Here is a 26,851-nt window from a genome sequence, read left to right as displayed (position 1 = left end):
GTACGGGAATATTCGACACCATTTCTTAAATTCCTTCTAAACTAGTAAAAAATTGGTATTGCAACACACCTGCAATGATAATCTTCTCCAGGAATTACTTTCCTTCCGTTTACTGTTGGAGGATTATCATAAGAAAATACTTTATTACTCAAGTCTCGATGCGATTCTCTTACTCTTTCATCCTTTGAAGTACGCCATTTAAACTTTAAAACACCCATTTCTTGATGTCTTTTCGCTGTCATTTGTCCTAAAATAGAACCAGTTTGGTCAACAGCAATAAATTGCGCGCGCCTTTCTGTCATTCCGATTCTTTCTACAAGCTGTTTTCGAATTTGTTTAGCTTCAGAACCTTTTTTAATGCCCTCTTGAACAATCTCCTCAACTTCATTCAAGTAATCTTCTTGAATTTTGGTAATGTAACCGACATTGTCCTCAATCTTTTCTTCCATAAACGTTTTAAGCCATGGTTCTGATTGAGTTGGATTAATACCAACTACTTTCGCCTGCTGACTGATGTTGTTTTTGTTGAAATTATTAAGAGTTTTTAGGAATCTTCTTACAGCATTTTCTATTTGAGTAGTAGAAAACACCTTGGATGCTTTATTTTTTAGTGATCTAAGCATTTTATTGATGTTATCGAACTGACCATCAACCAAATACTCTTGGCCATCCTGTCTATCTACTACAATTCCTGGTGCAATGTACTGATCAAATAATAATAAAGTCTCTTTCCCAAGTTCATTCACCATTTTTTTGATTGCTCGATTGTATGTGACAGCGACTGTATCTGGAAACCGTGTGTCTGGTACCTTACGTTTAGCCATTAGAACCACGTTCTTTCCATGCTGTATAAACTTCTTCCGCAACTTGTTTCCAATGCGCATCATCACCACTGAATTTAAACTCGTTCGATAAACCAAACTGTCCGAAACGTTTCTCTCTCAATTCATCAGCTTCAATAATTCCGTTAACCAAATAAATTTGGTCCGTTTCAGCAACAAGCTTACGTATTTCTGCATCTGTTTTAGAATCAACGTTCCAAAGTGGATTGAATTTAATCTCCCATTCTATTGAATCGGGATCTATTCGCCCCCCTAATTCCTTTTCAGACATCAGTAACATGCGAATGAGTTTTTCAAGATGAGGTTTCATTTCGTTTTCTTGGTCCGCAACAATACGAGAATAATAGTTCATAACGTCATATTGAGCACCGGTAATGGTACCTGCTTCTTGCCCTTTAATAACTGTCTTAGGCATTCGTGCTGCACCCGAAAGGTAGTCCCAAACAAAATCTAGTAAATCTTTAATGCCCGCTACTGAAGTATTTTGTTTAGTAAGTGATTCATCCTTACCAATCATGGCAAGTGCCTCAGTTCTAAACATAAAGTCCATAATCATGGAAAGTTGCTGCTTATCTTCGGTACTTAAATCCTCAATATCCTTCGACTCATACACTTTAAAAGTAAAGTCATGAAGTATTTGACCTACAGACCATAAAGCCGTATCAAACACCGTGAGAATGTCGTATAAAGGCTCTAATAACGATTGCCCTTGGCACTCATCTTCTAACCGCCTTGTCTGATCGTGTAGGAGCCTTGAAATGTGTACAGATGATTCAGATTCAACGCTTTGAATACCATTCCGAGAAGCTCGATTAATTCGTAATTGCTCTAATTGTCCATAACGAATATCAAATACATCTTCATTGATTAAGAACTCGTTAACTTTTAATGAGCTAAAGGCATGTAGGTAATCCACAGAATACAGTTTATTCATGTCCAATGAATCGCTTAACTTGAATTTATTAGCCTGTGTAACACCAAGAGAAATAAATCCATCGCCACGCAAACGCTCATAAGAACGCATTTTTTTGAACGCATTCTTCGCCTTTAAATCAGCGAGTTTACTCATAATATCACGTGCTAGTTGTTCATCTTTCATGCGAAGCGTAAACCAATTACGTGTCATATCCTCAGCTGGAATGTCGATGATGTTTTGCACAATCCGATTATCAGCGTACAAAGCTGTAATTTCATCATGAGATAATTTGCGACGAACACCAGGCACTTGTCTAGTCAATTTATCTTTGTTATTGGCTTTACCATGACCTTTCATAAAGTCGTTTCGCATTTCCTTTGCTCGTTCGAGAGAATTCATTTTGTATCACCTACTTTCCTAGTAACTTTTTATATCTATCAATAGGATTAGAATTGTTTGTGTACAGTTGATTCAATGCCTGAGTTGTCATATCTACCAAATCATCATGTGCAGCATTCGGGAAGCTTACTAACTCTTCTATGAGGTCCTCAACCCATGGACACATATTCGGATGAGGTAAATAAACATTCCCAGCCTCAAATAAAGGAGACACCGCATTAGCACGTGCCTCCTTACCACCATCAGGATTAACCGGAACAATACCGCTTATTTCATCTGACAACATCTCAATGATAGCAGTACCATTCGCTTTATCCTCGATATATTTACTTCTCGCTTTCGGCCACTTATCAGACATAGCACGAATAGCTTTCATAGTATCAGCAAAGCCCATACGTCTATGATCTACATCCAACAAGAAGTACTGAGCCTTTTTACGAGCCCAAACACCACCAGCTACATAATCACTCGTTTCAGATTCTTTAAACGTACAGTCCCAAGATTGAGCTTGCTTATCAAAGTGAATTGGCAATACCATTACATCATCACTCAAGCCCCACTCCCGTTTTTGCTCTTGCGTACGTACGTAGAATTTCATCCATTCACGTTTAAAGATGTTACCGCCTGCTGGAGCTGGTCTTTGTTGATAAAGTGAAACCCATGTTCTGGACCCAACCTCTGTTTTTTTATCCTTTGCCCACTGTTCATTAAATCCAAGTTCAGGACAAAGAGCTTCACCAATTTTGCGCCCTAATAAATCGTCTTCATCCTCTGCAATTGCTGGCAAACGTAATCGAATCCAATTACGTGGACTTCGAGCAAGTAAGCGTCCAATTAAATCATCCTCATGCCAACGAGTCATGATTACAATTACTGAAGCACCATCATGTAAACGTGTAGAAAGTGTCGCTTCCCACTCATCCCAAATGTTATCTCTAATAAGTTGAGACATTGCTTCCTTCATGTTTTTAATGGGGTCATCAATAATCATTAAGTCGGCACCTTGACCAGTGATAGCTCCCCCAATACCTGTTGCAATCATTCCTCCTGCCCTGCCTTCTACTCCCCAATCTTTAACAGCGGCATTTGATTCGGATAATTGAACATTGAATAGTTCTGGAGAGAACTCGTTAAATTTATTACGATTTAAACGTCCGAACTTTTTAGCAAGACCATCAGAATATGCAGCAGCAATTACTCGCTTATCAGGATTGCGACCAAGATAATACGATGGAAATGTTTCGGTTACAGTCATAGATTTACCATGACGTGGAGGCATTTCAATTAGTACTGACAGTTGCTCACCGTCTGCAATGCGTTGTAGTGTTTCACATATCAATTCTGTGTGTTTAAAGTGTGTATACTGCCCTCGATGAACAAATTCGACATAATCACGATAATTTTGACGGGCGAGTTCACGTTCAGCTTCATATGCTAGCGCATCTAATTGCTCATTGCTTATTTCTAGCTGCAAGTGCCCTCAACTCCTCTGTCGATAATTTACTTAGATCTACATTGCTCGCTTGTTGAACATTAAGACCTTTCGTTTCTGAACGAGTTTTAGCAATATCCGCTTTTGTTTTTTCTTCACGCAATCGCTTTAGCTCATTCTCATCCAACAAATCTGTATACCTTGCTAGGAAAGCTAGTGCAGCCATTTTATCGGCGAGTTTAACCTTAAACATCCCGTCTTTACCTTTAGATAATTCAGTAATGAGTGTCCCGTCAACCTCTTCTGAATGATGCATAGCAAACTTAGTGTACGTATATGGTACAACTTCTGTTTTCTCCGATTTTTTTGAACCATCCGAATTAAATTCAATCGTCGTTTCAGTAGCTTCTGCTTCTACTTGAGTAAAATCAATAAAATCGGTTATGTCTGCAAAAGCAATAGCCTTATACTTCTGTAACACATCCATTTTGTCTAAATCCTCTTGCTCCAAACGTTCGCGTTTCATTTCCGCAATCGTTGCTTTCACCTTAGCATTACTTAGCAGCCTACTTCCATTTGCCATTGCGGTTTGATAACTGCATTTATATACCTTTTTGTATGCACTTGTTGCATTTAATGAACGGACGTAATACATGCAAAAAAGCCTTTGTTTATCGGTGAGTCCGTCACTTTCGACTTCCTCAATTTCTACCGATTCAACGACTTCTTTTTTCGTTTTAATGTTCTGTTTTTTATTCGGAACGTTCCGTATTTTCGATTGGAACGTTCCATTAAGTTTTTGTTCCCATTGGTCTTTATTCTTCCAACCTCTTACAGTACCCTCTGAAACATCTAATTGAGCAGCAATATCTTTAAGCTTAATATTACCACCGTGCTCTTTATATAATTCAAACGCTTTATCACGATTAGGATCTCTTGCTCTAGCCATATCTCATAGCACCACCTCCAACATTGTTTGTTAGTTTAATCACCCCATTATGCTAGTTGCTTATTAAAATAAAAAAACACGTACAAGATGAACTGCCCTGTAAAAGTTAGACACTAATCTAATTTTTACGGGGGTTTTTTTATGGCAAAATTAACAGTTAAACAAAGAATTCAAGCGGTTGAACGATATGTAAATGGACATGAGTCCATGAATGAAATTGCGAAGGATATCGGTCTCACTCAACGGGTTATCAGTGACTGGGTCCGTCTTTACCAAGAGAATGGAAGAGAGGCATTCCTTAAATCCTATACAAATTATTCTGCTGAGTATAAAATGAGTGTACTAAATTATATGAACGAAACAGGTACATCCTCAATCGACACAGCTGCGATATTTAATATTTCATCTCCGGGCATGATTAGAAACTGGAAGAAGAAGTATGAAATTGGTGGTTATGATGCCCTTGTTTCTAAGAAAAAGGGGCGACCGTCGATGAAAAAGGATTTAACAAAAACAACGAAACCAGTACCGGCTGAAGGATCTGTAGAAGAACTAGAGGCACGGATTAAGCAACTAGAAATGGAGAACGCATATTTAAAAAAGTTGAACGCTTTAGTTCAGATGCAGGAAAAATTACAAACCAAATCAAAGCGCAAGTAATTTATGAACTAAAGGAAATCTATGAAGTGGTGGAATTAATCAAAGTCGCTGATATTCCACGTAGCACATACTATTACTGGGAAAAACGTTTAAGTCGTGCTGATAAATACGCTAATGTGAAAGCTGCTATTCAGACCATTTACCACGAACATAAAGGTCGTTATGGGTATCGTCGGATTGCTAAAGAATTAAAGAAATATGGTTTCAATCATGATCCAAAAACAATTCATAAATTGATGAATGCCATAGGCATTAAGTGTGAAGTACGAATGAAAAAATACCGTTCTTATAAGGGAAACGTTGGGAAAATTGCGCCAAATATTTTACAACGGGATTTTAAAGCAGAAAACATGAATGAGAAATGGGTAACTGATGTGACAGAATTTCATCTATTTGGTGAGAAACGTTATCTATCTCCTGTACTAGATTTGTGTAACGGTGAAATCATTGCCTACACGGTAATGAGTCGACCGGTGTATAAATTAGTTGATGAAATGTTAAAACAAGCGTTAACTCGTCTACAACCATGTGATCAAGTCATCCTTCATTCGGACCAAGGGTGGCATTATCAAATGAGCCAATATCAACGAACATTAAAACAACATAATATTACACAGAGTATGTCCCGTAAGGGCAATTGTTTGGATAATGCAGTCATAGAAAATTTCTTTGGCTTATTAAAATCTGAGCTACTATATCTACAAAATTTTGATAGTATAGAACATTTTGAGAAGGAACTAGAAGAGTATATTTACTATTATAATAACAAACGAATGAAGTCAAAATTAAAAGACCTAAGCCCGGTGGAATACCGAACTCAGGTTCTTGGAGTAGCCTAATTATATATGTCTAACTTTCTTGGGTCAGATCAAGACGTGTTATGGTTTTTTTATATATTTTTTCACATCATTATGTAGCTTTATTATGTCATTTTCTTTATCTTTCAAATAATCAGTGTTATAAGAATAGCTAATATATACTTCAAAAACATTTGATTGGATATATTTAAAATCGAGGTACCATTCCTCATCCACTTCAATGACTTTCTCAAGAATAGATTCTCCTCTGTCGCAAATTCTTCCTAAAGTCTCCCTACTACCGTCTAATCTGATAAATTTTAATAAATCATTAGTCTATTCAAATAAATCAAAAGTAATTTTATAATTTCTGCGAGCTCTTTTCTTCTTTTCGTTTTCTCTTTCAAGTTTAAATGCTAAGTATACGCCCAAAAAAGTCATTAACCCGGAAAATAATCCACCAATATATGAGCCCCAGAAACTTAACCATCCATTAACATCACCTTTAGCTATTCTTAACCATGGAACGAACATTAGCAATGAAATAATTATTGGTGTAAATAAAAAGATGGTTAACATAACCATTAATAAAAATTTATTTTCTTTTAAAAATTCTTTCATTTTTTATAACCTCCAACTTAACAATAAGAGAAAGGTTAAAATCTGTCATTAATACATTTTTGATATATCTTCAGCAGCAAGCACTATCCTATGAGCGAAGGGGTAGCACTCGATAATGCTCACTGCTCAAAATAAATCAGTCGAGCATCGGTTTGATTTTGCCACCGCAATCGCAAGTACTTTTATAAACTTTACTACCAGGTTTGCTTTTATCTCTATCTATGTCCGCAGGACGTTTACATTTCTCACAAGCTAATACATAATTCATAGATTTCCCTCATTTCAAAACATAATAAAAAGCAACCACCTTCCTCAAAGTGGTCGCTTTTCTCATAGAACATATTGTGTTGTGGTAAAAACCGATATATTTAGCAATTGCCTTTCCAATAAAATGTTTGTTTGTGAATATAATAATCAAAGAATAATATTGAATTTTTTATTTTTCGCTTTATATATATTAATAATAATTAAATATGTTTATATATATTATTTCATAAAAATCACCCCTCTCAGATACTGGGAAGATCGTGTTGTCGCTTCTTCGATGTATAACTTTTGGCGCGTGTCGTCGGTCGTCTTCACTTTCTCCTTTGTAGAAGAAGGCTTTGGTAAGACCGATTTTTAACCGCTCCGTCCTACCTCCCAGTTTAAACTATTATTTTTGATTTGCGAAAAGTGGCAAAAATGGAAAGTATGGAAAGTTTGGGGTTGTTATTACCATTTTAGTCAATATTTACTTGAAATATCATACTATATTAACATATCATTTCCATATGGGGGTATCTTTGTGATTATATAGAAAGGGGAAATTAGACTGTCAAATCTAACTTACGTACCAGTCTTTAGATACAGAGCACAAGAAAGAAAGGCATTAACTTCAACACCAATAAGTAACAAAATAATTCCACTAATTGAATTAATAACAAAGAAACTTAATAAAAATAGCAAAAAAGATTCTATTGATCAACTAGTGGAAGATATAGAGAATATAAACACAAGAATAATGTTAGATTTTCCTATGTATATAAGAATGAAAAATCAAACACAATCATCTGTTATCGGATTTTTAACTCCGATTCAAGCTGATCCAAACAAAAGAATTAGTATTTTAAAGGATCCTCGATTAGTTAATAATAAAGATAAAGTTATCCCGGTTGTAACATATAATCCAAATTCACCTTTCGTTCAGGGATATTTATCTAATCAAGAGAAACAATTAAGAGCATATTATGATCAATTGGCATTTAGAATTTATCCTCTTCATTTTGACGATGCCATAAACGAATTGCCTAATATTGTTAGAAATGGGGATATCGTACTATTAGATATTGATGAAAATTCTCCTACACACTCTACCTACCAACGAATGTATAAAATAATTAGTAACTTGTGTAATAGCATTGGAATTGATTGCGTTTTGATTAGATCTGCTATTCCAAGTACCATAAAAAATGTAGACTTACAAAACGGACAAATAATATTTGAGGCTGATAATAGCCTTCTTACTCAATACAAGAAATTAGGATTTACTGCTTTCGGTGATTATTGCGGAGTCAAAAAAGATGACTTAACAACTGGTGGTGTGATAAGTCCTGGCTATATTTTTTACTCGTGGAAGGATAATTCATATTACGGATTTAAGGGTGTATTAAAACAAGCTACTACCTTTGAAAGTATATTAGTGCCTGCTGTTTTAAATTCTAATGTTTGGAGTCAATATTTGAACGCACATAAAACTAACTGCCTTGGATGTTCATCAATCGAAAAGATAAGTCTAAAACAAAAAAAGGGTAATGCCCAACCTGAATGGAAAGGTTTTGCATGTGGACATTACCTCTATACTATGGAAGAATTTTTATAATATATCCAGTAAGGATCTGCTTGTGTTGAATAAAATACTTGTATATCTATAGGTAAAATTTGAACAAATTTATCACAAAGATACTCCCACTTTGTACTATATCTCCTTTTTAAAACTTTTTTAAATAATGTATTAACTTTTTGAGGATGGTAGTTATTACAAATTATCTTCTCTTTTTCAGCTCTATTTGATGGTACAACTATTGATTTAAATTGTTTTAAAACCCAATCTAATTCTTTTTTTGTCATCGTCTTTAACTGTTCAGAAGTGCATATATTTTTATTTTTCTCAGCCTTTTTTCTAAAAGTAAACTTACAACTATTATCTACCAAATTATAAGTAATTATCCCACAATGCTGAGGAACTATTTTCTTAACTTTCTCTAGATGATGTGGGTGAATAATTACATAGATATACTCAAAAACCTTACTATAATCATTAAGTTGTTTTTCTAACTTTTCTAAAGAATCAAGTTCTGTTTTTATCTCATAGGCTATTGACTTTCCGTTGACTCTTCCTATGTCTAAACGACTTGTTCCTATATTTAATTCAAATGTTGTAATTTCATCAAACTTATTTAAATAATTCTTAATGAAATGATACTTTATTGTAATTTCTCCAGGAAAATTCTTTAAAACCAATCCATTTACAATATCATGTCCAACTATTGAACTCTTGTAATGTTCAATTTTTTTGTAAACTTCAGTGGGGAAAACTTCCTCAATAACCGTCCATATCTTCTGGTCAAGTAAGAACGGATCATATAATCCATATAGAATGCGAGATATTTTTTTTATCTCTTCTCGATCAAGACTATTTTCAATTATATCCATACATTCGGTCAACATGTTCCAACTCACTCCCCCAAAAAACACTTTATATTATAATATTTCTAGTCATAGTTTTCTATACGCAATTCTCACAAAGTGTATTTGAATTAAACAAAACTGAAAATATCTAAACAACATTTAATACAAATCTCAATATTTAGTAATTGGAGCTATCCCATCATCTGCTCAACTATGCTAACTTTAATGTTTTGAACATGTGTATGAGATAACCCCATTACTTTTCCTATCCATCTCATTGACTTCCCATCCAACATCCAATCAAGCACCTGTATTTCACGAACTCCTTTTACTTTTTCAATGCGATATTGCACTTCCATCAATTGCATCTCGTACTCTTTTAAGCGTTTAATCTTTTTAGCACGACGGGCAACTTCTAATTCAACTGGATCGCTTGTATTACCTTGCCCTTTTGGTAATGTTGCTTCAATCCCATATTGAGCTGTTTTTGCCCCTATTCCTAATTCTGCACGAATTTCTTTTACAGCGTTCAACATCCAGTGGTAATCGGTAATCATTGCATCTAACGAAAATTTATTTACTGCTAATTGCCCTTTGCCCATTTACACGCCCTCCTATTATTTGTGGTATAATTGATTTGTATATGTCGGGCTGTGGCGAAAGCTGCAGCTTTTTTATTTAACTAGCTGTCCCAAAAACCCCACCAGGTCTCGGCCTAATCTTCCCAGCCATTTCAAGGTCCATAATTACCAATGCGACATTTGCTGAACTAATTGAAAACCTCTTACCAATCTCACCAATAGAGTTACCGGCATACCACATCTCGATAAAGACTTGTATCTGATTGTAAGTAAAATCAAATTTAAGATTCTCATGCTTCTCACCAGTGAACAGAAGATATTTAGCGTGTTTTGGTTTGCCCCTACCTCTTACACTCACTTTTATCCCTCCTTTACGATACCCATTCAACCGTCACCACAGCTTTAGGACTGTTTGAGTACCACTTCCTAGCAACCAGTTCAATAACTTGGCTATCGTCATGCCATAAAACCTTACTTAAACCGTCTTTAATACCCTTTGCAAGATTATCGATGTCTGGTTTAGTTGTTGGTCTTAATTTACCTTCATGAATGAGCTTCATTTTTGGTCCCGTCTGCTTATCTTTTGGAATTTTGCGATATACATCAATTGTTAATTTAATAGGTTCTGTAATTAGTGTTTCAGGTGCATAATGTGAAGCAACTAATCTCACGAATGATTTATAGTCTCGACTCTCTTTTGGATCTATAGCTTTCACACCTTTGCCCATGCGAGAAAACTTTGGCCGTTGCTGTGCTTGTACATCTCCTGGTATTTCGAATTGTATTTTACCCATGTTGCCCTCCTTTCCCTTATACATAAGATTTAACTAAGGTATCTATGTGCAAGGGTGTGAATTTCGTTATTCTTTTTGCGGAATGTTATTCTTGCCAACACAACAGTTTCGGTTTTTTATACTCAAAGTCTTTTAGCCATTCTCCAATAGTCATTTCATCGAATGTACCTTGTTCGTTTTCAAAACGATATTCCGTCTCAAAGGGTATTTCATTTACTTTTATATTTTGTAATTCATGTTCTTTATAATCTGCACGTCTTAAATGTTCCGCTAAAGCTTCCTCTGCTGTTTCTGCTGCGATATACTCAACCCAATCTGGTCCTACTGAAAATACTTTATAATTCATTTCACTTGCTCCTTTCTTTTTGCGAAATGTGCATTAGTCATTATTTTTTCTCAATAAATATTTGGTAAAGAAATGTATTACTTCAACTATTTCTATTGAACTTAGTGATGTATAAGAGTTATAGACTTTTTCAGGTACACATTCGAAACTATCGTTTAACTCCGTCAAGCTTTCTATAAAATTTATTCCATCATCATGTGATGCTACCCTGTTTAAATACTCATAAAGTATTGATTGAGACGTACTCAATTCGTTTACAAACTTTTTCAAAACAACACCTTCTTTTATGTCGCATTTTTGTTCTAAAGATCACTTAATTTTTTCGTACTGCACACTAATTTCTTCAAAATATTGAGGTTTTAAAAACTATCCTTATGTTAAGAATGTAGGTGGAGGTGAAACCGATGCCAAAACATGCATTCGAAGCATTGTTGAAGGTTTATCATAGTTTATTTGACGATGAACCTAAACCAGCTTTACATGTTGGCGAAGTAATGTCCTGTTGGACTTATTTAACCGTCTTAGAAGAATCAGTTGCTCTTGAGCAACTTGCTATTAACACAACCGTAGATAAAGAGCTGAATGATTTTCTTCATAAAACAATGGGTGGTGCTAGTTCACAAGCTACAAGGCTTAAGGATTTTCTTCAACAAGAAGGTATACCCTTACCTCCTGCTTCTGAACCTAAGCCTGTATCTGACCCAACTGCTATTCCTTTGGGAGCAAAAATGACAGACTCAGAAATCGCTAATCTTGTAAGTGTAAAGATAGCGTCATCAATTTCAATATGCGCGACAAGTGCAGCACAATCAGTAAGAAACGATGTTGGAATAATGTTCTTTGAATTTCAAACTGAAGTTATGAAATATGGTGCCATTCTTAAATCAATGATGAAAAAACGGGGGTGGCTCAAGATACCACCTTTTTATTACCCTCCTGGCAAACCAAACAGTTAATTATATGAGTCTCCTCAAAGGAGGCTTTTTTATTGCACAAATTTGTTCTTGTATGGCAAGCTATCCCACTTGCCGGTAATCAAAAGGGAGATCATCCTCCGTTACTTCAATAGGTCCTTTCGAATTAGCAAACGAATCTTCACCATAATTTGTAGGTTGGCCAACATAGTTAGGTTGAGTATTTTGACCGCCATATTGTCCCGTATTTGCGTTTTGATTGCTAGATTGATAATTTGTATTTCCTTGGTAGTTTGGAGCCGAATTTGAGCCGTCTGACGTGCCACGTGGTTCTAAAAACTGTATTGAGTTTGCAACAACATCAGTCGTATACACACGTTTACCATCCTGCCCCTCAAAGCTGCCTGTTTGAATACGTCCTTCCACTCCAATCAAACTCCCTTTCCTCATGAAGTTTGCTAGGTTCTCTGCTTGTTTTCTCCAGGCTAGGCATTGAATAAAGTCAGCTTCACGCTCACCTTGTTCATTCGAAAATGCTCTGTTTACTGCAACTGTGAATCTGCACATTGCAACTCCTGATGGTGTATATCGAAGCTCTGGATCTTTTGTAAGCCTACCGACTAATACGACACTGTTTATCACTTCTTCCTCATCTCCTTAATCTCGATGCTAAACATCATAAACGCTCCCCATGTTGCTAAAATAATGCACATGATGTTGAATGCTGTGTTCATGATGAATCACCATCCCACTCCCATAAACTAAGCTGGCCTTTTGCTGGAATTGGTGTTTTCAATACTTCTACATTTGCTAATTCCCAAGCATAACGACCTTTTGTGTAGTCACCAAATGCTACTTCTAAACCATTAATTGATTTTCCACTATCAAATACTGAAGCATAACCTAAAGTTGCCCCAACCCTATGACATTCGACTATTTCAGCAGTTGCAAGTACTACACCTATAGGTAACTGTTTCCAGAATGTAATTCCATGCTCTGCTAATACACCTTTAATCCAAGAGTCTTCACATGCTTCTTTATCCACCGACTTACCTGCATGAATCGCAATAGGACCACGATATTTCGTTTGCCAAGAGCGTGTTTCAAATTTTTTCTCACCTAATGCAATAAGAGTTGCCCAGGGTTGTTTAATTGTTATAGCTTTCATCCTGCAGCACCTACTTTCTTTTTTACATTTCCAACCTTTACGATATTTTGTAAGTACCGTAACTGTTGAGCAGCATAATGAACATCTCGACAATCATTTAACCTTTGGTTTACATCTTGCAAGACTTCTAAAGGAAAGTGGTAATTACTTATCAGACTAGTTATTTCTTCAGCTATCTCATCATGATTCACGCAATATTCCTCCTATCCCATACCTCGATTACTTTGAATCCTTTGTTAATGAAATTATTAAATTCTGGATGCCCCATTGGTACAGTTGCAATAACATTACATCCTTCCTCAAAACCGACCATCGTAGCAAATCTCTTAAACTTGTAAAAATCTTTAGGTACACTGAATTTACCGGTTGTTGGCGCTTTTTTACGTTGACTTGGTATATCGATTGGAATGCCGTTTTTCGTCATTTGCATTCTGGCACCTCCATCCGAACCATACGCTCAAACAATTCCTTGTCTCCCGTTTCTAGAGCACGATCAATCAGATTCTCACGGGCTTGTACTGCATGCGCTTCATGTAATTTGAAAATGCCACCCATGACATCATTCATCGTTTTTGGGTCTATCCAGCACTTTCGATTTTCTTCGATTAACGCCTTTTCTATTTTGCCAATTAGAATTTGTGCATTATTTCCGTAAGAGCAAAGTTTCTCAACCGTAACAATGATTTCTTTGCCGTGGATAAAGCTAAACTTTTTATCACCATCAATAATCGCGAATGTATCAGTTTCCAAATCGAACGAGGTACTTTCATAACTTGATAGCATATAATCACGACCATCCACTCGAATTTCTAATCGTCTAAAGCCGACTCTTGCTATCCTGTCCATTAGATGTATAACCGGTTCACAAATTACAATGTCCATCAAGCACCCTCCTTAAGCCTAGCAATTGTAAGTGCATGCTTTAATTCTTGATCAGATAAATCTTGTACCGGTACACCATCAACCTCTGTAATTTTTAGTTGTTTAAGCTGCTCAATATAAAACATACGTTTGAAACTATGCTGAAAGTTTTTCATCCTCTTCACCCTTTGCAAGATAATAATTGCAAGCTTCTTCTAGGGTGCTAAAGTTCTTATGTTGCTGTAGCTTGTACATCCAGTTTGTATATGCCTCTTTGTACTGCTCGTCACCGAATTTGTGGTAGTTGAAGGCGTTTAACACTAGCATGTTGATGATAAAATTTTCGTCCATCCGTTCACCCTCCTACAACATTTCGTAATCGGTAATTAATGTTGATATCGCGCCTAATCGTAACTGTAAAATTCTCCGCCATTTCGAATATCCGTGAAGCTGTTGCCTCGTCAATATAAAGCAATTCATCAAGAGATAATTCGCTAGAAATAAGTAATGGCTTGTTGTTTAAATAGCGATAGTTCACCACTTCAAAGATGATGTCAGCTTGCCATGACTTCACATCGATTTTTCCACCAATCGGTTTGAATAGATCATCGATAAATAGGACATCAACTTCTTTCATGCGTTCTAAGATGATAACTTTCTTTTCGAAGTTGTTAGCTGCCATTTCGTTCATGCCGTCTTTATAAGGGAAATACATTACTGGAATGACTTTCTTTTTAATTAAATTGTTTGAAGTTGCAGTTAATAGATGTGTTTTACCACTACCAGGTTGACCTATAAGAAGTACTCGATGGAAAAAACGGTTTGTGTGTGCTCATGAACTCGGACATGCTATTCAACATCCAGATTTAAACAAGGATATGTATTTGTTAATTACGCTGGCAAACCCCTTGGTGAACGATATTTAAAACGTATTATCGATTTAATATGTGATAGAGAAAATATTCCTCATTTCACTCCGCACTATTTTAGACACACCTTTGTTTCTATTCAATTATCGAAAAATATACCAATTACAACTGTTGCAGCACTTGTTGGTGATACTCCAGAAACAATATATAAAACGTATGCCCATTCTTTCGAAAAAGACGAAATTTTTGCTTCCAATATTATGGACGACATTATTAACTTAAATTCATTTGACGAAATTCAAGATTAAGCAAATTTGGGGTACATTTTGGGGTACAATAATTTATTCATAAGTTTTAAGTGTTTTGGGTACACTTTTTTAAAACGAACTAAATCTTAAGAAACGTTGATATATCAAGGTTTTCTAGATAAAAAAACACTCGTAATTTATACGAGTGTTTAGGACAACCATTTCGGTGGTGTATTTTTTGACCAGTAAATATCACCTAAAGAATGATGAGCAACAAAACGGTCTTCGAAAGTATGGTAGTGGAAATTATAATAATATCCTTCTTTTGGGCGTTTTTCTGTTCGCACATGGAAACGAATTAAATCTTTACCGCTTGTCCCATCGGAAATATTAAAGATTTTTTCACCATATTCACCGCTTGGATTGTTAGTAATTTTCAAATAATTTACAGACTGTTTATCCATTCTTGATAAAGTTAGTTCAATTGCTTCTTCTAATTTAGGAAAAATTCTTTCTTCAAACTCATCTCCAATGACAGGAGCAATACGAGGACCAAATTTTATGTAAGACTGCTCCTTCGCTGCGAGTAAAACCGATTCAACATGCTGATCATCCAGTGAACTTTCTTGATTCGACATTTGTTCTACGACAGTAGATAGTTGTTCTCTCGAATCATTATTATTTTGAAAATTGGAGTTCTGGGAACCGTTATTAGGTTGTCCATTCTCTAACCCTTCCCAAATCGCATGGTTTGGCGTAATTAATCCAAAGGTTAAGAATGCTACTGTAATAACAAGGGTTTTCTGAAGCCATTTTTTCATCATATTCACCTTCAATCTCGCACAAATTTGTTAAAACCTTCTATTAAGACATACGTTTTGGCAATTAAAAGGTTTCATCTTTTTATAATTCATTGTACAATAATAAAGTAAATAAAGCGTGCTTTTTTTATAAGGGAGGTTCTAAAGATGGCAACTACTGTTATTGGCGCTGGCTTATTTTTATTATTAGCGTATTTAACTTCAATGTGTTTCACGAACTAATAACTTTTTATAATTATTTTACCAAAGCTACTTAGATTAAGTAGCTTTTTTATTTTTATTTCCAATAAAAATTGGACAAGGGGCACCGAAGTTAATCGGCACCCCTTTAGCATTTAATAGGTAACGTATAAATAAATTAAGTCTCAACCCTATCTCCAGGGGAATTTTATAAGAGTTGCATATGTGCAACATGTAACCGCGGTAATAATTCCACTAAACGCTTTCTAACTTAAGCAACGCAAACCCTACCTACTTTTGCGTCCTTGCAAGCCCATACTTGCGCCAGTGTGAATAAGTATCTTCAAAAACTTTAGCGAAACGCCAAATTTATTTATATGCTACCTAAAATAGCACGGTATAAGTGTAACATAGGACGTGATAAATGTAAAATCGTTGGTATACTAAGCAATACACTTTCTCAACTTTGCATATTAATTAGATAAATAATAAATACCATTAATATAATTTGATTGATTTTCAAAGTTTTTATGTGAATAAAAAAGACCAGTTACACATTAATTAGTCAGTACCTGGATTTATGGAAATTATAAATTATTTTTATTTATATCTCTGTATAAGGTATTTTTATTCTCACAGCCAATTCTATTAAAGGTTTATCAAAAGAACTTGGTATCATTGGATTTTCAAGATCTCCATTATAATTTGCAAGTCCAAAGCTCGCTTCTGCAACTTGAATCCAATCCAGTATATTAGTCCCTTGAATCTCCCCGACAAAATGATAGTCAGCAGTATAAATATCATAACCATTTAAATTTGTTGCCGCTCTCCAAACTTCCGCTTCTTTAGTAGGATCAACACCAAATTGCTGGAAAAAGGTTAATACTTCAGAGCTTGCTTGAATAATACGATTAGCATAATTCTGACAATCTTCGCAACCACAATGAGACTTTTCAGAAACTTTTGGAAGAGCTTTATACAAATTAATATTTTTTTCTCTATCTACCTTTACAATATTGTTAATTAAAACAACTTCTTCCATAAACAACTCCCTCAAAATATTCTTTAGTTTATCGTGGAGCTACCCAATGACATATCCGTCATCTATTGAAAAAAGCTATAGCTTATCTTCTTTCCTTTCAGAATACTTACTATAATAACCCTCTACGTACACACCACAAATTCTTCATTTCTTTTGTTTTTCTAATCATCTTATAACAACTCACATCGGTGTATATAAAGCGGAAAATCCTAGTTATAATTCTCTAATAGCTACTTTCCGAGTATTATCTTAAAAGTTAATATTTCAACTGGCAACTTAAAAAACATAAAAAAGTTGCTGAAATTCCATTAAGAATATCAGCAACCTGTACGAATTTTATTTTTGTGGTGTAATGCCTTTTTCAAATAAACGATACATGAATGTTATTGCATGTGCACGAGTAATTGTTCCATTTGGATTGAAGTTATCATATGTTTTTCCTTTTGAAGGATCAACACCTGTCGTAATTTCATTATCATACAGCCATTGAACAGCCTCTTGTTCTGAAACGTTTTGACCAGTATACACTTTCATTAACATTTTAGCTACCGCACCACGGCGTAATGACTCTTTCGGGGCATTTGCTACACTAATTCCTTTCTGTTTTGCTAATGAATAGTAAGAATCGTACCAATTACCACCTTTAGAATCCTTAGCGTCATAAGCATATCGCAGTAACATCGCCAACCATTGAGATTCAGTTATATTTTTATTTGGATTTAAACGATTTGTTGTTTTATCTCCGTTAATAATATTGTTTTTAGCTCCCCACGAAAAAGCATTTGCCCAATATTGAGGTTGATAGTCTTTAAATGTTGTAATCCCTTCACCTGTTACATTTAAATTATACTCCCCATAATAATCATTTCCCTTAACAAGAAAATAATATGTTCCTGGTTCAAGTGTTTCCGTTGTTGTTAAAGTAGTAGGATTTGTTGGAGAACTACTATCGTAACTCCACCAAATAGTTTCATAATTACTATCTAATAATTCTGCTGAAGTTCTATCTGTTAAATATCCGTTAACTGTAAACGTAATATCTGTAGGTTTTGTAACTTTAATACTATAATAGTCTTTTTCATCATTTTGTGCGATAAACCCGTTTACAACTTCACCAAACTCGATAGGTTGTGCTTGTGCAGTTCCGTTATTAGGTTCTGCATATGATTCTGTTGCTTTTGTATAGTTGGCTGTTACAAAATACTCGCCAGTATATGAATCAGAAGCACCCTTGTTTATAGCAATATAGTAAGTACCTGCTTCAAGATATAAAGATTTATTTAATTGTGCTGGATTTTCAGCAGAACTAGTTTCGTAATTCCACCATAAAGTCTCATTATTGCTATCTAGAACTTCTGCGTTAGTTCTACCCGTCGTATAGCCTTCAACTTTTAAATCTACTCTACCAGCTTTTTCTAATGTAATAACATAGTAATCTACAAGATCGTTTCGTGCGATAAAGCCTTTAGTTCTTGTCCCAAATGACAGCTCTTGAGCTTCAGCCGTGCCATTATTCGGCTCTATATCACTGGAATTAGCAGGAGAATTATTAAGTTCAAGAGAATAGTCCCCTGAATACCCTGAGCTTACTTCAATAGTGTATGTATCTGCTTGCAAATGAAAGAAAGCATTAATTTTACCCGGACTTTCCTCACTTCCATCTTCACTTATAGTTCCAACTTCATTGCCATCACTATCTAGAATGGTTAACCAAGTATTTCGAAATTCTGTTTCACCTTTAAATGTTACTGTTCCAGCTTTGTCGAGTGTAAACTCATGGTAATTTTTTTTCGTACCATCTCCATCTGTCAATTTAAAATCATACTCTTTACCTAAGTCCATTTCTGAAGTTGCAGCTGATGCGTTATCTACAGTTGGTAATAACAAGGCACCAGTCGCAAGTGAAGCAACTAAATACTTTTTCACAAAAATCATCCTCCATAAGTAATTCGATATATAATACATTAAATAGTAATTATAACCTATCAAATAATACCATTAGCACATTTGTAATTCAATAAGATATATACTCAATAATTACTATTTTTCTTTAATTTTACTTTTATCATTAGGACTTTTCTCTATTTTTTCGACATATGATTAAACCCCAAGTTTTACAAGACAAAAAATGGGGCAAGTTCAACCAAGAACTTGCCCCAAACCAAGATAAATCTAAATATTTTTTATAGTATTTTCTCTTTAACACCATAATGGAACTTTGATGTTAGTCGGACTTCACGTTTAAAACCAAAATCATCAAATAAATTCGATTTATAATGAGCCTTTAAGACAACTCGTTTTTTTGCTACGCGAAAGGCTTCAGTCACCCATTTTTCTGTAAGTGAAATATGACTTCCAGCAGCCCGAAGCGCTTCAAAATTATTTGATTCCTCTATTACTTCTTCAAACATTGGGTCCATATAGACTACATCAAAAGAATCGTTTGGCTGCTCTTTTAAAAATTCGAAAGCTTCCGTATTAACGACTTTTATTTGACGCATGCAAGCAGTCAAAGGTAATTCTGATGTATCATATGTTCCCATACCACATTTGACAATAAATGCTACGTTTGGATCCGCCTCTAGCCCAACAACAGTCCCCGTCTTCCCTACTACAAATGCTGCTACCATTGCGTCAGAGCCTATCCCAAGGGTGCAATCTAAAAATGAGTCTCCTTCAAAAAGCTGGCATGCCTCAAGTAAAGGATCATGCTCCCCACGAGCAATACGTTTTAAGCGAAATGCCGCTGAATTTGGATGAAAAAAGAAAGGTACATTTGCACCTTTCGGATAATACTCATATCGATTTTTACCTGCAACAATTACATTTGCATTAAGCTCCTCGCTTATTTTAACTACTGAACGTTTTTTTCGCGGCTCGAAGCCAACTCCTAATTCATCACATGCCTTTTGTGCAAGCAACAAGGATATGTCATCAGGACGTCCAGCCGTAGTAACAACTGTTATTGTCCGCATGCCTGCTTTAATACACCTGTTAAATGTTCACGAATTTGCTCAACTGGGTAACCTTCAATTTGATCACGTGGGATGAAATATTCTAATTGACCATCTCTTAAAATGGCAATAGATGGTGAGCTCGGTGGAATTTCTTCAAAAAACCCGCGCATCGCTTCAGTTGCTTCACGGTCTTGTCCCGCAAACACTGTTACTAAGTGATCTGGCTTCACTTCTTTAATTGCCTCACGTACAGCAGGACGTGCTAAGCCTGCAGCACAGCCGCAAACCGAATTAATAACAACAAGAGAAACACCTTTTGTTGTCGCCATAAATTCATTTACTTCGCCAGCAGTTGTTAATTCTGTAAACCCAGCATCAACTAACTCCTGGCGCATTGGCTGAACAATGCCCTTCATATATTCATCGTAAGCGTTCATACTTTCGACCTCATTTCTTTTTATTCACATCCCTTATTATAACAGTACTTTTTGGGAAATTACAGAAAGTAGGCTTTCATATTTTTTCGCATACTTTCAAATTTTTTGTGACTTTTATGTGATTTTAGAGTTACCTTGTAAGACAGCACTTTTGTGCAGACCAAACCAGTACAAAGTTTATATTGTAAATAAATAATTATCGGTTATTTTAGAGAAAATCCCTACCTCTTCAACTAAATTAGCTTACATATCAAGTTTACAAAAAATAGGAATTATGTATCCTAATAAGTGAAGCATTTTATATTCCATTAATTCAGCTAAATCTTCACATTGATAATACAAATTTTTAATATTTTATCAGTTTGACAAAGAAATAGAAATGGAGAGTAACTAATGCTGATTTAAAAATGAAAATCAAGAAGTATTTTAGGGCGTTCGACAATGAATTATAGTAGTTTACTAAAATGGAGGACAGACTAATATGAAAAAAATATTGCTTTTAACGTATGGCTGTAACTTAGATCATTCAAATATTGCTTACTTAGTGAAAGACCGATTGAGACCTTTTGAAATAAAATGGGGCGAAATTCCTAGAAAAGTAGATCCTAAACGAGATGTATTATTCCAATATGATGTTTACGATGTAAACATGGAAATGAATAAAAGAAGTGGAGATGTATATTTTCACCAATATTTGATTAGTGAGGATCACCTGAGTGCTTTCGAATACTCTCTTTCTAAACTGAATAAAGGCATCCATACTCGTTGCCACCTTGATGCAAGGGGACATTTCTATGTTGAAATAGATAATGTAGAATACTCTGCTCGAACACTAATTCCATTAGACAAACAATCAGTATATGTTTTTCTAGATGAAGACTCATTTGCCAATACCTATATACGCTCTCGGCTACATCTTTTACCGTCTGAATTACATCACTTAATAATCGATTATAATTTAAGTTACGAAGAACAAGAGTTAAAAGTAAAAGCTTGGATTCAACAAATTTTACAACAATGTTATGTAACTGAAGTATAATATTTTAAAAGACCGCATTCACAGTATTTTAGTTGGTATCAATAATTGCTTTTGCGATAGCGTTAAATATTTTGTTTAATTGTTATTTTAACCCCCAAAAATTTGATGGTTAAATATAAAATCATTTTCACATACTTTTCTCGTAACTACTTTGAACAGGATGTGATATTAATGAATGAATCAAAATTTGCAAAGTTAGATCCAGAACAAATTCAAGAACTACAACAACTTGAAGAGAAATTAGAAGTGACTTTGCTCGCATATGACCAATCCATCAATGAAAGTTTTAACCAACAAAACAAAAGTGTGGAGTCTATAGACTAATCTGTTCTGTTAAAGTGCTTGGGTGCTAATGTACAGGCACTTTTTTATTTAATTTTCTTTCTCTAACGCGTTAATGGTAGTAACTACTTCCCCACTATCAACACTTATAAAATAAATTAAAGCTGGTGAATTAATTATATTGGGATATTCTTCAATATCTAATAGAACTTTCATGCTTCTACATCTTTATTATAAGCAGCTGAGTAAACATACACTTCTTGAGTCACAACATCAAACTCTTTCCATAAAGATGCCGTTTTGTACCCTTTAAATTTAGCATCTTCAAGAGCAATCTCTTCCGCTTCTTCTTTAGATATCTTCCCATAATTATCAAATACTTGTACCCCTAATAATACAATCGAAATAATAAAAGGATTGAAGGGATTACTAGTTTTTTCATCATACACCTTCTTTAACAAACTAGATTTAATAAATTCAAATTAACAACCACTTACTTCAATAAGTATATCAGTTTTTTACATCGTACCTACCTAAGTACAATTCCCCTATTTTCATATTACTTTATTCATCGAACGATAAACTGTCTATTAAGATATTATTCCCCAATCGAATTTATAAATACTTGACTAAAGCAAGTATTTGATGCAATAATTAAAATCTAATATTTCTAACAATTCAAAAAGAGGTGCTAATATGGATAATCAAGAAAATTTAGGAATCGAATTTAGAAAGTTTAATCGTTTTTATACTGATGTTTTAGGCTTTTTAAACGAACACATTTATGATAGTCCCTTTTCTTTAAGTGAAACTCGTATTTTATACGAAATTTATAATTCAAAAGAATGTACAGCTAAAAATATTCAAGAAAAATTAAATTTGGATGGTGGATATGTTAGTAGAATTATTAAAAAATTTGAAAAGGAAAAAATGATTTATAAAGTAAAATGCAAAGAAGATGGCCGTAATCACTTATTATTTGTTACAGATCACGGGAAAGTAATATATAAAGAATTAGAAAAAAAAGCAAATGAACAAGTTAATTTAATTCTACAAAATTTAGATTTTGAAAAAAGAGAAAAACTTATCTCATCCATGACTGTAATTCAGGAAATTCTTTCAGACTCACTGCTAAAAGAAGATAAGTCAACTTCTTTAAGAAGCTATTATATCTCAGAAGATATCAAAATGATGATAGAACAACAATGGAACTATTATCGTGATGTTTGTCAATGGGATGAGAGCTTTTTAACTTATTTACATAAAACTTTCGACGATGAAATAGAAAGAATCTGGATAGCTGAAATAGAGAGACAATTTGCAGGATGTATTGGTTTGGTAAATACCGGTAACCATATTGGTCAATTAAGATGGTTCTTTGTAAATCCACATTTTCAAAATAAAGGCATTGGAAAACTGCTGATTGAATCTATTATTCAATATTGCAAAAACCATAATTATAAAAAGCTTATCCTTTGGACCGTGAGTGATATGGGAAATGCTAGAGTCCTATATAAAAAATTGGGGTTTGAAATAACAATTGAAAAAGAAAGAACAAAGTTATGGGGAAAAGAATTAGTAGAAGAACGATGGGATTTAGAGATTTAATTTAGGAGTAAAATTTTTTATGAAAATAAAGTTTCATTATGCGTGGATTATTATTCTTATTACATTTTTAACGTTTTTAACAGTTCAAGGTATCCGCCTTTCATTTGGTGCTTTTATTGAACCATGGGAGAATGAATTTTCATTAGATAGAGGGACAATTTCTCTTATTTCTACTTTAAGTTTTATTGTTTACGGTAATTCCCAACCAATAATAGGAAGATTAGTAGATAAACTAGGGGCGCGCATTATTTTATCCTTTAGTACTTTGCTCGTAGGGATTAGTATCGTATTGGTAGCCTTCGTGAATCAGCCTTGGCAGCTATTTTTTCTCTATGGGGTTGTAGTATCTATTGGTGTTGGAGGAACCTCAAATGTAGCAGCATCCGTTATTGTAACGAACTGGTTCAATAAAAAACGAGGACTTGCTTTTGGAATTATTGAAGCTGGTTTTGGTGCTGGACAAATGTTGTTAGTTCCAGGTTCTTTACTTTTAATTGATATGTTGAGCTGGAAAGCTACTGTTATTATTCAGGGTGTTCTGTTAGTCATTTTAATCTTCCCCATCACACTATTATTTTTAAGGAATCATCCCATGGAATTGGGTTTAAAGCCTATTGGAGAAAATATAATAGATACATCTAAAGAAGATACTAAAAATATAGAAAAGACTTTTTCTATTTGGCAAGTTTTTTTAAAAAAGGAATTTTGGTTTTTAATTTTACCTTTTGGTATATGTGGTTTCACTACTACTGGATTAATGGATACTCATTTAATCCCATTTGCACAGTTATGTGGTTTTTCAACAAGTACAACAAGTTTTGCAATCAGTATATTAGCTGCTTTTAATATAATTGGCATTCTATTATCTGGTATTGTGGCTGATATTTGGAGTAGTCGAAAGTTTCTGATTGTATTATATACTTTTAGAGCCTTATCACTTTTTATTCTTATATTTAGCAGCGATCCATATTTATTTATTATCTTTGCTGCCATATTTGGTTTAGTTGATTTTGCAACTGTTGCACCTACTCAATTATTAGCAACACAATATTTTAAAAACTACTCTATTGGTTTTATTTTAGGCTGGCTATTTTTAAGCCATCAAATAGGATCTGCGTTAGGTGCCTACTTACCTGGACTTTTCTATAATATGACAGAAAGTTATATAAACTCCTTTTATTTATCAATCGTTCTATTAGGAATCGCCGCTTTTTTAAACTTTTTACTTCCTGAGCCTTTTAAAGCTTCTTTAAAAGAAATAAAATTAAAGAAGCATTCCTAATTGTACAGTGAATTTTATAAGGGAGTGATTCATGATAATAATTAAAATGACAAATCACGATTTTGATTTATTGCCATATCAAGATGTAAGTCTAAAATGCTTTAATCCACTTATTAAGATTTATAAAAGTAGAATTACAGAGGCAGCTAATGGTAATCATTCTGTTATTAAAGAAAACTTCTATAAAGAACTTAATGAAGGTCAAAGAGCATTGTTTATGTTTTATACTTTTTACAATCACGCTTGTAAATCGATATTAGAGTTTTATTGGTGGAGTGCATATTTTATGGCTCAATCTAAAAACTGGTCTGCCATCAAGGCAGGTATTAAGTTTTTCGATGATGAAGCTTTCCTTCAACTCCTTGAAGATATTGAATTAGAGCTAAAAAGACATCATCATCCTGTCACTTTAGAACAATTTCATGTTACACGTGATGATCTTGGACGAAATCAACAACTCAAATCAGCAATCGAATTGCTTTATATTAGCTTTGAAAAAACCTCTCCACTTTCGATTAATAAAATAAATAACTATATTGAACAAAATCTTCAACAATTTATTAGTATACAAAATTAAAATTCGTTTTTCTTGCAGCATCTACTATAAAGATGCTGTTTTTTTAATTTTTCAGCATTTTACATATGCTATTTTTATTTGGCATTACTCATGTGAATTGCCATTGAAAGTTCTGTATTCCAATCCAAGCAGCCTTTTGATTTCTTCTTCGACCCAATTACGTAATGCTATATTCATATACCTCTGAGTATAAATATTACCACGATCTATTATTACATATTCAGTTATTAATTGATCAACCTTGGTTTCGGATTGTATTTTGATGCCGCTCTTTAAAAGTTGACTCTTCACTTCTTTTAATTCTTGCTGTAATTCTTTTATTTTTTTATCAAACCATATTTCAAACGCAGATTGCATTTTCATATCACTTATATAATTTCTATCACGTTCGAGTGTTCTAATTGCTAAATTGTTAATAATGCATTTGTGTATCAATTCATTATTTTCGAGAAACATTAGATTACTTCACGCTCTCTATAGAATTCTGGAACTACTGCAAGAACATTATTAATTAAAAAAATTCGTTTTGCACGCTTTAGAAAACAATATGCTTGAAATGTATCATGAGACATTTTAGAGATCCTAATTCGTCTTTTTGTGATTTCTCCACTTTTAGACATATAAATTATTGCTACTATCTGATTTCGCTGAAAAGCTTTTAATAATTGTTCCCTCATTAACCTATCCTCCTTAATTACATTATAGAACAAACGTTCCCTTTTTAGTACAATAAAAAATTACCAGTTAAGCTATAAGACTGGCAATTGGATTTTCAAAAGTATTTGAACGATTAATTTCCAAATTTAAGCCAATCCAATTTCAAAATATTGTATAATGAAACTACTTAACCACGAAGGGACTGAACTATGCACAGATATCAATACTTTATTCCATATATAAAATAACATTCGGAGGTAAGGATATTGATAACAGATTTATACACTGAAAGATTACATTTAAGGAAAATGGACGTTTCTGATTCACAAACCTTATTCAAAATTTGGTCTGACCCAGATGTTACTAAATTTATGAATATCGAAAATTTTCATGATGAAAGTCAAGCTACTGAAATAATTACCTATCTTGATCAATTGGCCAGCGAAAATAAGGCTATTCGTTACTCCATTATTGAATTAGAATCTAATGAAATAATTGGATCTTGCGGGTACAATTCGTTAGATTTTGAGAACGATAAAACTGAAATCGGCTATGACATTGCTAAAAATTACTGGGGTAAAGGGTATGCTCCTGAAGCAATCTCTACCCTATTAAATTATGCATTTAACTCCCTCAACCTTAATAGAGTTGAAGCTAAGGTGGAGCCTGAAAATCTAAATTCAATAAAAGTTTTGCAAAAATTAAATTTTACTTTTGAAGGAACATTAAGGAAAGCAGAAAAATCTAAAGGCCGCTACGTCGACCTAAATATCTTTTCTAAACTAAAAACGGATTAGTAAAGACCGCAGTATTACAAGTATTGAATAAGTAAAAAGACTGTCCAGAATTATTACTTCTGGACAGTCCCTTACTTAGTTAAATCTTCGGGGGTGAACATTGAT

General features: G+C 34.1%; 35 protein-coding genes and 2 pseudogenes. 11 read left to right on the top strand and 26 right to left on the bottom strand.

The window, feature by feature from the left end; translation table 11 throughout:
* Window positions 1–41: 41 nt before the first annotated feature.
* The 4 genes from MKY04_RS09260 to MKY04_RS09245 are packed head-to-tail and all read right to left on the bottom strand — an operon-like array spanning window position 42 to window position 4,538.
* Window positions 42–824 (bottom strand): phage minor head protein, encoded by a 783-nt coding sequence (locus tag MKY04_RS09260; protein WP_346235719.1) that lies wholly within the window; start codon window positions 822–824, stop codon window positions 42–44.
* Window positions 817–2,157, bottom strand: coding sequence for an anti-CBASS protein Acb1 family protein (locus tag MKY04_RS09255; RefSeq protein WP_346235718.1), 1,341 nt, complete (start codon window positions 2,155–2,157; stop codon window positions 817–819). The genes MKY04_RS09260 and MKY04_RS09255 overlap by 8 nt, the downstream gene beginning before the upstream one ends.
* A gap of 10 nt (window positions 2,158–2,167) precedes the next feature.
* Window positions 2,168–3,631 (bottom strand): phage terminase large subunit, encoded by a 1,464-nt coding sequence (gene terL, locus MKY04_RS09250; protein ID WP_346235717.1) that lies wholly within the window; start codon window positions 3,629–3,631, stop codon window positions 2,168–2,170.
* Window positions 3,609–4,538, bottom strand: a complete 930-nt coding sequence (locus tag MKY04_RS09245) for a terminase small subunit (RefSeq protein ID WP_346235716.1) — start codon at window positions 4,536–4,538, stop codon at window positions 3,609–3,611. Before MKY04_RS09245 ends, terL begins: the two co-directional genes overlap by 23 nt.
* 141 nt (window positions 4,539–4,679) lie before the next feature.
* Here MKY04_RS09245 and MKY04_RS09240 point away from each other — a divergent pair.
* Window positions 4,680–6,037, top strand: a protein-coding gene (locus MKY04_RS09240) for an IS3 family transposase (protein WP_428833898.1) whose coding sequence is annotated in 2 segments (ribosomal slippage) — window positions 4,680–5,166 and window positions 5,166–6,037 — 1,359 coding nt in all. Because the reading frame shifts where the segments join, the coding sequence is not laid out codon by codon here.
* Window positions 6,038–6,331: 294 nt separating this feature from the next.
* Here the strand turns inward: MKY04_RS09240 and MKY04_RS09235 are convergent.
* The gene (locus tag MKY04_RS09235) at window positions 6,332–6,616 is read right to left on the bottom strand and encodes a hypothetical protein (protein WP_346235714.1); all 285 of its coding nucleotides are present in this window, start codon (window positions 6,614–6,616) and stop codon (window positions 6,332–6,334) included.
* An 808-nt stretch (window positions 6,617–7,424) separates the two neighbouring features.
* Here MKY04_RS09235 and MKY04_RS09230 point away from each other — a divergent pair.
* Entirely contained in the window at window positions 7,425–8,477 is a 1,053-nt protein-coding gene (locus MKY04_RS09230) for a beta family protein (RefSeq protein WP_346235876.1), read from the top strand.
* Here the strand turns inward: MKY04_RS09230 and MKY04_RS09225 are convergent.
* The 5 genes from MKY04_RS09225 to MKY04_RS09205 all read right to left on the bottom strand — a co-directional run bounded on the left by MKY04_RS09225 (window position 8,453) and on the right by MKY04_RS09205 (window position 11,007).
* Window positions 8,453–9,337 (bottom strand): sce7726 family protein, encoded by an 885-nt coding sequence (locus MKY04_RS09225; protein WP_346235713.1) that lies wholly within the window; start codon window positions 9,335–9,337, stop codon window positions 8,453–8,455. The two genes, MKY04_RS09230 and MKY04_RS09225, sit on opposite strands and share 25 nt — an antisense overlap.
* Before the next feature lie 140 nt (window positions 9,338–9,477).
* Window positions 9,478–9,888 carry a LuxR C-terminal-related transcriptional regulator gene (locus MKY04_RS09220; RefSeq protein ID WP_346235712.1) on the bottom strand — a complete coding sequence of 137 codons (411 nt, stop codon included), beginning with the start codon at window positions 9,886–9,888 and terminating at the stop codon, window positions 9,478–9,480.
* A 76-nt stretch (window positions 9,889–9,964) separates the two neighbouring features.
* The gene (locus MKY04_RS09215) at window positions 9,965–10,225 is read right to left on the bottom strand and encodes a hypothetical protein (RefSeq protein ID WP_346235711.1); all 261 of its coding nucleotides are present in this window, start codon (window positions 10,223–10,225) and stop codon (window positions 9,965–9,967) included.
* Between the two features lie 13 nt (window positions 10,226–10,238).
* Window positions 10,239–10,661 carry a RusA family crossover junction endodeoxyribonuclease gene (locus MKY04_RS09210; protein WP_346235710.1) on the bottom strand — a complete coding sequence of 141 codons (423 nt, stop codon included), beginning with the start codon at window positions 10,659–10,661 and terminating at the stop codon, window positions 10,239–10,241.
* Window positions 10,662–10,746: 85 nt separating this feature from the next.
* Entirely contained in the window at window positions 10,747–11,007 is a 261-nt protein-coding gene (locus tag MKY04_RS09205) for a hypothetical protein (RefSeq protein ID WP_346235709.1), read from the bottom strand.
* Window positions 11,008–11,411: 404 nt separating this feature from the next.
* Between MKY04_RS09205 and MKY04_RS09200 the strand changes: the two genes are divergently transcribed.
* Window positions 11,412–11,963: a DUF3231 family protein gene (locus MKY04_RS09200; protein ID WP_346235708.1), complete on the top strand. Its 552-nt coding sequence runs from the start codon at window positions 11,412–11,414 to the stop codon at window positions 11,961–11,963.
* A 60-nt stretch (window positions 11,964–12,023) separates the two neighbouring features.
* On the opposite strand, the gene ssb is transcribed toward MKY04_RS09200, so the two are convergent.
* The 8 genes and pseudogenes from ssb to MKY04_RS09160 all read right to left on the bottom strand — a co-directional run.
* Window positions 12,024–12,563 carry a single-stranded DNA-binding protein gene (ssb, locus tag MKY04_RS09195; RefSeq protein WP_346235707.1) on the bottom strand — a complete coding sequence of 180 codons (540 nt, stop codon included), beginning with the start codon at window positions 12,561–12,563 and terminating at the stop codon, window positions 12,024–12,026.
* A gap of 88 nt (window positions 12,564–12,651) precedes the next feature.
* The gene (locus MKY04_RS09190) at window positions 12,652–13,089 is read right to left on the bottom strand and encodes an ASCH domain-containing protein (protein WP_346235706.1); all 438 of its coding nucleotides are present in this window, start codon (window positions 13,087–13,089) and stop codon (window positions 12,652–12,654) included.
* Complete coding sequence (locus tag MKY04_RS09185) at window positions 13,086–13,280, bottom strand: DUF6877 family protein (protein WP_346235705.1); 195 nt, start codon at window positions 13,278–13,280, stop codon at window positions 13,086–13,088. Before MKY04_RS09185 ends, MKY04_RS09190 begins: the two co-directional genes overlap by 4 nt.
* Window positions 13,277–13,519: a hypothetical protein gene (locus MKY04_RS09180; protein ID WP_346235704.1), complete on the bottom strand. Its 243-nt coding sequence runs from the start codon at window positions 13,517–13,519 to the stop codon at window positions 13,277–13,279. Before MKY04_RS09180 ends, MKY04_RS09185 begins: the two co-directional genes overlap by 4 nt.
* Window positions 13,510–13,971 carry a hypothetical protein gene (locus MKY04_RS09175; protein ID WP_346235703.1) on the bottom strand — a complete coding sequence of 154 codons (462 nt, stop codon included), beginning with the start codon at window positions 13,969–13,971 and terminating at the stop codon, window positions 13,510–13,512. The genes MKY04_RS09180 and MKY04_RS09175 overlap by 10 nt, the downstream gene beginning before the upstream one ends.
* Window positions 13,971–14,126 carry a hypothetical protein gene (locus tag MKY04_RS09170; RefSeq protein WP_346235702.1) on the bottom strand — a complete coding sequence of 52 codons (156 nt, stop codon included), beginning with the start codon at window positions 14,124–14,126 and terminating at the stop codon, window positions 13,971–13,973. Before MKY04_RS09170 ends, MKY04_RS09175 begins: the two co-directional genes overlap by 1 nt.
* Window positions 14,107–14,301, bottom strand: a complete 195-nt coding sequence (locus MKY04_RS09165; protein ID WP_346235701.1) for a hypothetical protein — start codon at window positions 14,299–14,301, stop codon at window positions 14,107–14,109. The genes MKY04_RS09170 and MKY04_RS09165 overlap by 20 nt, the downstream gene beginning before the upstream one ends.
* 4 nt (window positions 14,302–14,305) lie before the next feature.
* A pseudogene (locus MKY04_RS09160) lies at window positions 14,306–14,758 on the bottom strand (DnaA ATPase domain-containing protein); the annotation flags it as partial.
* On the opposite strand from MKY04_RS09160, the gene MKY04_RS22280 reads away from it, so the two are divergent.
* A complete protein-coding gene (locus tag MKY04_RS22280) occupies window positions 14,745–14,876 on the top strand; it encodes an ImmA/IrrE family metallo-endopeptidase (RefSeq protein ID WP_428833905.1) in 132 nt (43 codons plus the stop codon). The pseudogene MKY04_RS09160 and the gene MKY04_RS22280 sit on opposite strands and share 14 nt — an antisense overlap.
* Window positions 14,831–15,127 (top strand): annotated as a pseudogene (locus tag MKY04_RS22275) (tyrosine-type recombinase/integrase); the annotation flags it as partial. The gene MKY04_RS22280 and the pseudogene MKY04_RS22275, both read left to right, overlap by 46 nt.
* Before the next feature lie 149 nt (window positions 15,128–15,276).
* Here MKY04_RS22275 and MKY04_RS09155 read toward each other — a convergent pair.
* The 5 genes from MKY04_RS09155 to MKY04_RS09135 form a co-directional block, all read right to left on the bottom strand.
* Window positions 15,277–15,888: a YpjP family protein gene (locus MKY04_RS09155; protein WP_346235700.1), complete on the bottom strand. Its 612-nt coding sequence runs from the start codon at window positions 15,886–15,888 to the stop codon at window positions 15,277–15,279.
* A gap of 784 nt (window positions 15,889–16,672) precedes the next feature.
* Window positions 16,673–17,110 carry a hypothetical protein gene (locus MKY04_RS09150; RefSeq protein ID WP_346235699.1) on the bottom strand — a complete coding sequence of 146 codons (438 nt, stop codon included), beginning with the start codon at window positions 17,108–17,110 and terminating at the stop codon, window positions 16,673–16,675.
* A 336-nt stretch (window positions 17,111–17,446) separates the two neighbouring features.
* The gene (locus MKY04_RS09145; protein WP_346235698.1) at window positions 17,447–19,036 is read right to left on the bottom strand and encodes an S-layer homology domain-containing protein; all 1,590 of its coding nucleotides are present in this window, start codon (window positions 19,034–19,036) and stop codon (window positions 17,447–17,449) included.
* 257 nt (window positions 19,037–19,293) lie between these two features.
* Complete coding sequence (locus MKY04_RS09140; RefSeq protein WP_346235697.1) at window positions 19,294–20,085, bottom strand: class I SAM-dependent methyltransferase; 792 nt, start codon at window positions 20,083–20,085, stop codon at window positions 19,294–19,296.
* Complete coding sequence (locus MKY04_RS09135) at window positions 20,073–20,504, bottom strand: BrxA/BrxB family bacilliredoxin (RefSeq protein ID WP_346235696.1); 432 nt, start codon at window positions 20,502–20,504, stop codon at window positions 20,073–20,075. Before MKY04_RS09135 ends, MKY04_RS09140 begins: the two co-directional genes overlap by 13 nt.
* 481 nt (window positions 20,505–20,985) lie before the next feature.
* Between MKY04_RS09135 and MKY04_RS09130 the strand changes: the two genes are divergently transcribed.
* Both MKY04_RS09130 and MKY04_RS09125 read left to right on the top strand, forming a co-directional pair.
* Window positions 20,986–21,543, top strand: a complete 558-nt coding sequence (locus MKY04_RS09130) for a hypothetical protein (protein WP_346235695.1) — start codon at window positions 20,986–20,988, stop codon at window positions 21,541–21,543.
* A 171-nt stretch (window positions 21,544–21,714) separates the two neighbouring features.
* Complete coding sequence (locus tag MKY04_RS09125; protein WP_346235694.1) at window positions 21,715–21,867, top strand: uroporphyrinogen-III decarboxylase; 153 nt, start codon at window positions 21,715–21,717, stop codon at window positions 21,865–21,867.
* A gap of 170 nt (window positions 21,868–22,037) precedes the next feature.
* On the opposite strand, the gene MKY04_RS09120 is transcribed toward MKY04_RS09125, so the two are convergent.
* Window positions 22,038–22,274: a hypothetical protein gene (locus tag MKY04_RS09120; RefSeq protein WP_346235693.1), complete on the bottom strand. Its 237-nt coding sequence runs from the start codon at window positions 22,272–22,274 to the stop codon at window positions 22,038–22,040.
* Window positions 22,275–22,521: 247 nt separating this feature from the next.
* Between MKY04_RS09120 and MKY04_RS09115 the strand changes: the two genes are divergently transcribed.
* Genes MKY04_RS09115 through MKY04_RS09105 form a run of 3 tightly spaced genes read left to right on the top strand, consistent with a single transcriptional unit; the run spans window position 22,522 to window position 25,292 of the window.
* Window positions 22,522–23,433: a helix-turn-helix domain-containing GNAT family N-acetyltransferase gene (locus tag MKY04_RS09115; protein ID WP_346235692.1), complete on the top strand. Its 912-nt coding sequence runs from the start codon at window positions 22,522–22,524 to the stop codon at window positions 23,431–23,433.
* A 19-nt stretch (window positions 23,434–23,452) separates the two neighbouring features.
* Window positions 23,453–24,715 (top strand): MFS transporter, encoded by a 1,263-nt coding sequence (locus MKY04_RS09110; protein ID WP_346235691.1) that lies wholly within the window; start codon window positions 23,453–23,455, stop codon window positions 24,713–24,715.
* 46 nt (window positions 24,716–24,761) lie between these two features.
* Window positions 24,762–25,292, top strand: a complete 531-nt coding sequence (locus tag MKY04_RS09105) for a hypothetical protein (protein ID WP_346235690.1) — start codon at window positions 24,762–24,764, stop codon at window positions 25,290–25,292.
* Window positions 25,293–25,376: 84 nt separating this feature from the next.
* Here the strand turns inward: MKY04_RS09105 and MKY04_RS09100 are convergent, their stop codons facing one another.
* Window positions 25,377–25,748 (bottom strand): hypothetical protein, encoded by a 372-nt coding sequence (locus MKY04_RS09100; protein ID WP_346235689.1) that lies wholly within the window; start codon window positions 25,746–25,748, stop codon window positions 25,377–25,379.
* The gene (locus tag MKY04_RS09095) at window positions 25,748–25,969 is read right to left on the bottom strand and encodes a transcriptional regulator (protein ID WP_346235688.1); all 222 of its coding nucleotides are present in this window, start codon (window positions 25,967–25,969) and stop codon (window positions 25,748–25,750) included. Before MKY04_RS09095 ends, MKY04_RS09100 begins: the two co-directional genes overlap by 1 nt.
* Window positions 25,970–26,215: 246 nt before the next feature.
* Between MKY04_RS09095 and MKY04_RS09090 the strand changes: the two genes are divergently transcribed.
* Window positions 26,216–26,746: a GNAT family protein gene (locus MKY04_RS09090; RefSeq protein WP_346235687.1), complete on the top strand. Its 531-nt coding sequence runs from the start codon at window positions 26,216–26,218 to the stop codon at window positions 26,744–26,746.
* Window positions 26,747–26,851: the final 105 nt, after the last annotated feature.

This window comes from Lysinibacillus telephonicus, from assembly GCF_039654155.1.
GTDB classification, from domain to species: Bacteria; Bacillota; Bacilli; order Bacillales_A; family Planococcaceae; genus Ureibacillus; species Ureibacillus telephonicus.
Note: the sequence above shows the minus strand (reverse complement) of the source record. Positions and strands in the feature narration are given on the sequence as shown.

What these genes read in the sequence shown, in the direction of transcription:
- MKY04_RS09260 (WP_346235719.1), bottom strand. Translation starts at nt 824, where the DNA reads ATGGCTAAACGTAAGGTACCAGACACACGGTTTCCAGATACAGTCGCT.
- MKY04_RS09255 (WP_346235718.1), bottom strand. Translation starts at nt 2,157, where the DNA reads ATGAATTCTCTCGAACGAGCAAAGGAAATGCGAAACGACTTTATGAAA.
- MKY04_RS09245 (WP_346235716.1), bottom strand. Translation starts at nt 4,538, where the DNA reads ATGGCTAGAGCAAGAGATCCTAATCGTGATAAAGCGTTTGAATTATAT.
- MKY04_RS09235 (WP_346235714.1), bottom strand. Translation starts at nt 6,616, where the DNA reads ATGAAAGAATTTTTAAAAGAAAATAAATTTTTATTAATGGTTATGTTA.
- MKY04_RS09220 (WP_346235712.1), bottom strand. Translation starts at nt 9,888, where the DNA reads ATGGGCAAAGGGCAATTAGCAGTAAATAAATTTTCGTTAGATGCAATG.
- MKY04_RS09210 (WP_346235710.1), bottom strand. Translation starts at nt 10,661, where the DNA reads ATGGGTAAAATACAATTCGAAATACCAGGAGATGTACAAGCACAGCAA.
- MKY04_RS09205 (WP_346235709.1), bottom strand. Translation starts at nt 11,007, where the DNA reads ATGAATTATAAAGTATTTTCAGTAGGACCAGATTGGGTTGAGTATATC.
- MKY04_RS09200 (WP_346235708.1), top strand. Translation starts at nt 11,412, where the DNA reads ATGCCAAAACATGCATTCGAAGCATTGTTGAAGGTTTATCATAGTTTA.
- MKY04_RS09190 (WP_346235706.1), bottom strand. Translation starts at nt 13,089, where the DNA reads ATGAAAGCTATAACAATTAAACAACCCTGGGCAACTCTTATTGCATTA.
- MKY04_RS09180 (WP_346235704.1), bottom strand. Translation starts at nt 13,519, where the DNA reads ATGCAAATGACGAAAAACGGCATTCCAATCGATATACCAAGTCAACGT.
- MKY04_RS09175 (WP_346235703.1), bottom strand. Translation starts at nt 13,971, where the DNA reads ATGGACATTGTAATTTGTGAACCGGTTATACATCTAATGGACAGGATA.
- MKY04_RS09170 (WP_346235702.1), bottom strand. Translation starts at nt 14,126, where the DNA reads ATGAAAAACTTTCAGCATAGTTTCAAACGTATGTTTTATATTGAGCAG.
- MKY04_RS09165 (WP_346235701.1), bottom strand. Translation starts at nt 14,301, where the DNA reads ATGGACGAAAATTTTATCATCAACATGCTAGTGTTAAACGCCTTCAAC.
- MKY04_RS09155 (WP_346235700.1), bottom strand. Translation starts at nt 15,888, where the DNA reads ATGAAAAAATGGCTTCAGAAAACCCTTGTTATTACAGTAGCATTCTTA.
- MKY04_RS09150 (WP_346235699.1), bottom strand. Translation starts at nt 17,110, where the DNA reads ATGGAAGAAGTTGTTTTAATTAACAATATTGTAAAGGTAGATAGAGAA.
- MKY04_RS09140 (WP_346235697.1), bottom strand. Translation starts at nt 20,085, where the DNA reads ATGCGGACAATAACAGTTGTTACTACGGCTGGACGTCCTGATGACATA.
- MKY04_RS09135 (WP_346235696.1), bottom strand. Translation starts at nt 20,504, where the DNA reads ATGAACGCTTACGATGAATATATGAAGGGCATTGTTCAGCCAATGCGC.
- MKY04_RS09130 (WP_346235695.1), top strand. Translation starts at nt 20,986, where the DNA reads ATGAAAAAAATATTGCTTTTAACGTATGGCTGTAACTTAGATCATTCA.
- MKY04_RS09125 (WP_346235694.1), top strand. Translation starts at nt 21,715, where the DNA reads ATGAATGAATCAAAATTTGCAAAGTTAGATCCAGAACAAATTCAAGAA.
- MKY04_RS09115 (WP_346235692.1), top strand. Translation starts at nt 22,522, where the DNA reads ATGGATAATCAAGAAAATTTAGGAATCGAATTTAGAAAGTTTAATCGT.
- MKY04_RS09110 (WP_346235691.1), top strand. Translation starts at nt 23,453, where the DNA reads ATGAAAATAAAGTTTCATTATGCGTGGATTATTATTCTTATTACATTT.
- MKY04_RS09105 (WP_346235690.1), top strand. Translation starts at nt 24,762, where the DNA reads ATGACAAATCACGATTTTGATTTATTGCCATATCAAGATGTAAGTCTA.
- MKY04_RS09100 (WP_346235689.1), bottom strand. Translation starts at nt 25,748, where the DNA reads ATGTTTCTCGAAAATAATGAATTGATACACAAATGCATTATTAACAAT.
- MKY04_RS09095 (WP_346235688.1), bottom strand. Translation starts at nt 25,969, where the DNA reads ATGAGGGAACAATTATTAAAAGCTTTTCAGCGAAATCAGATAGTAGCA.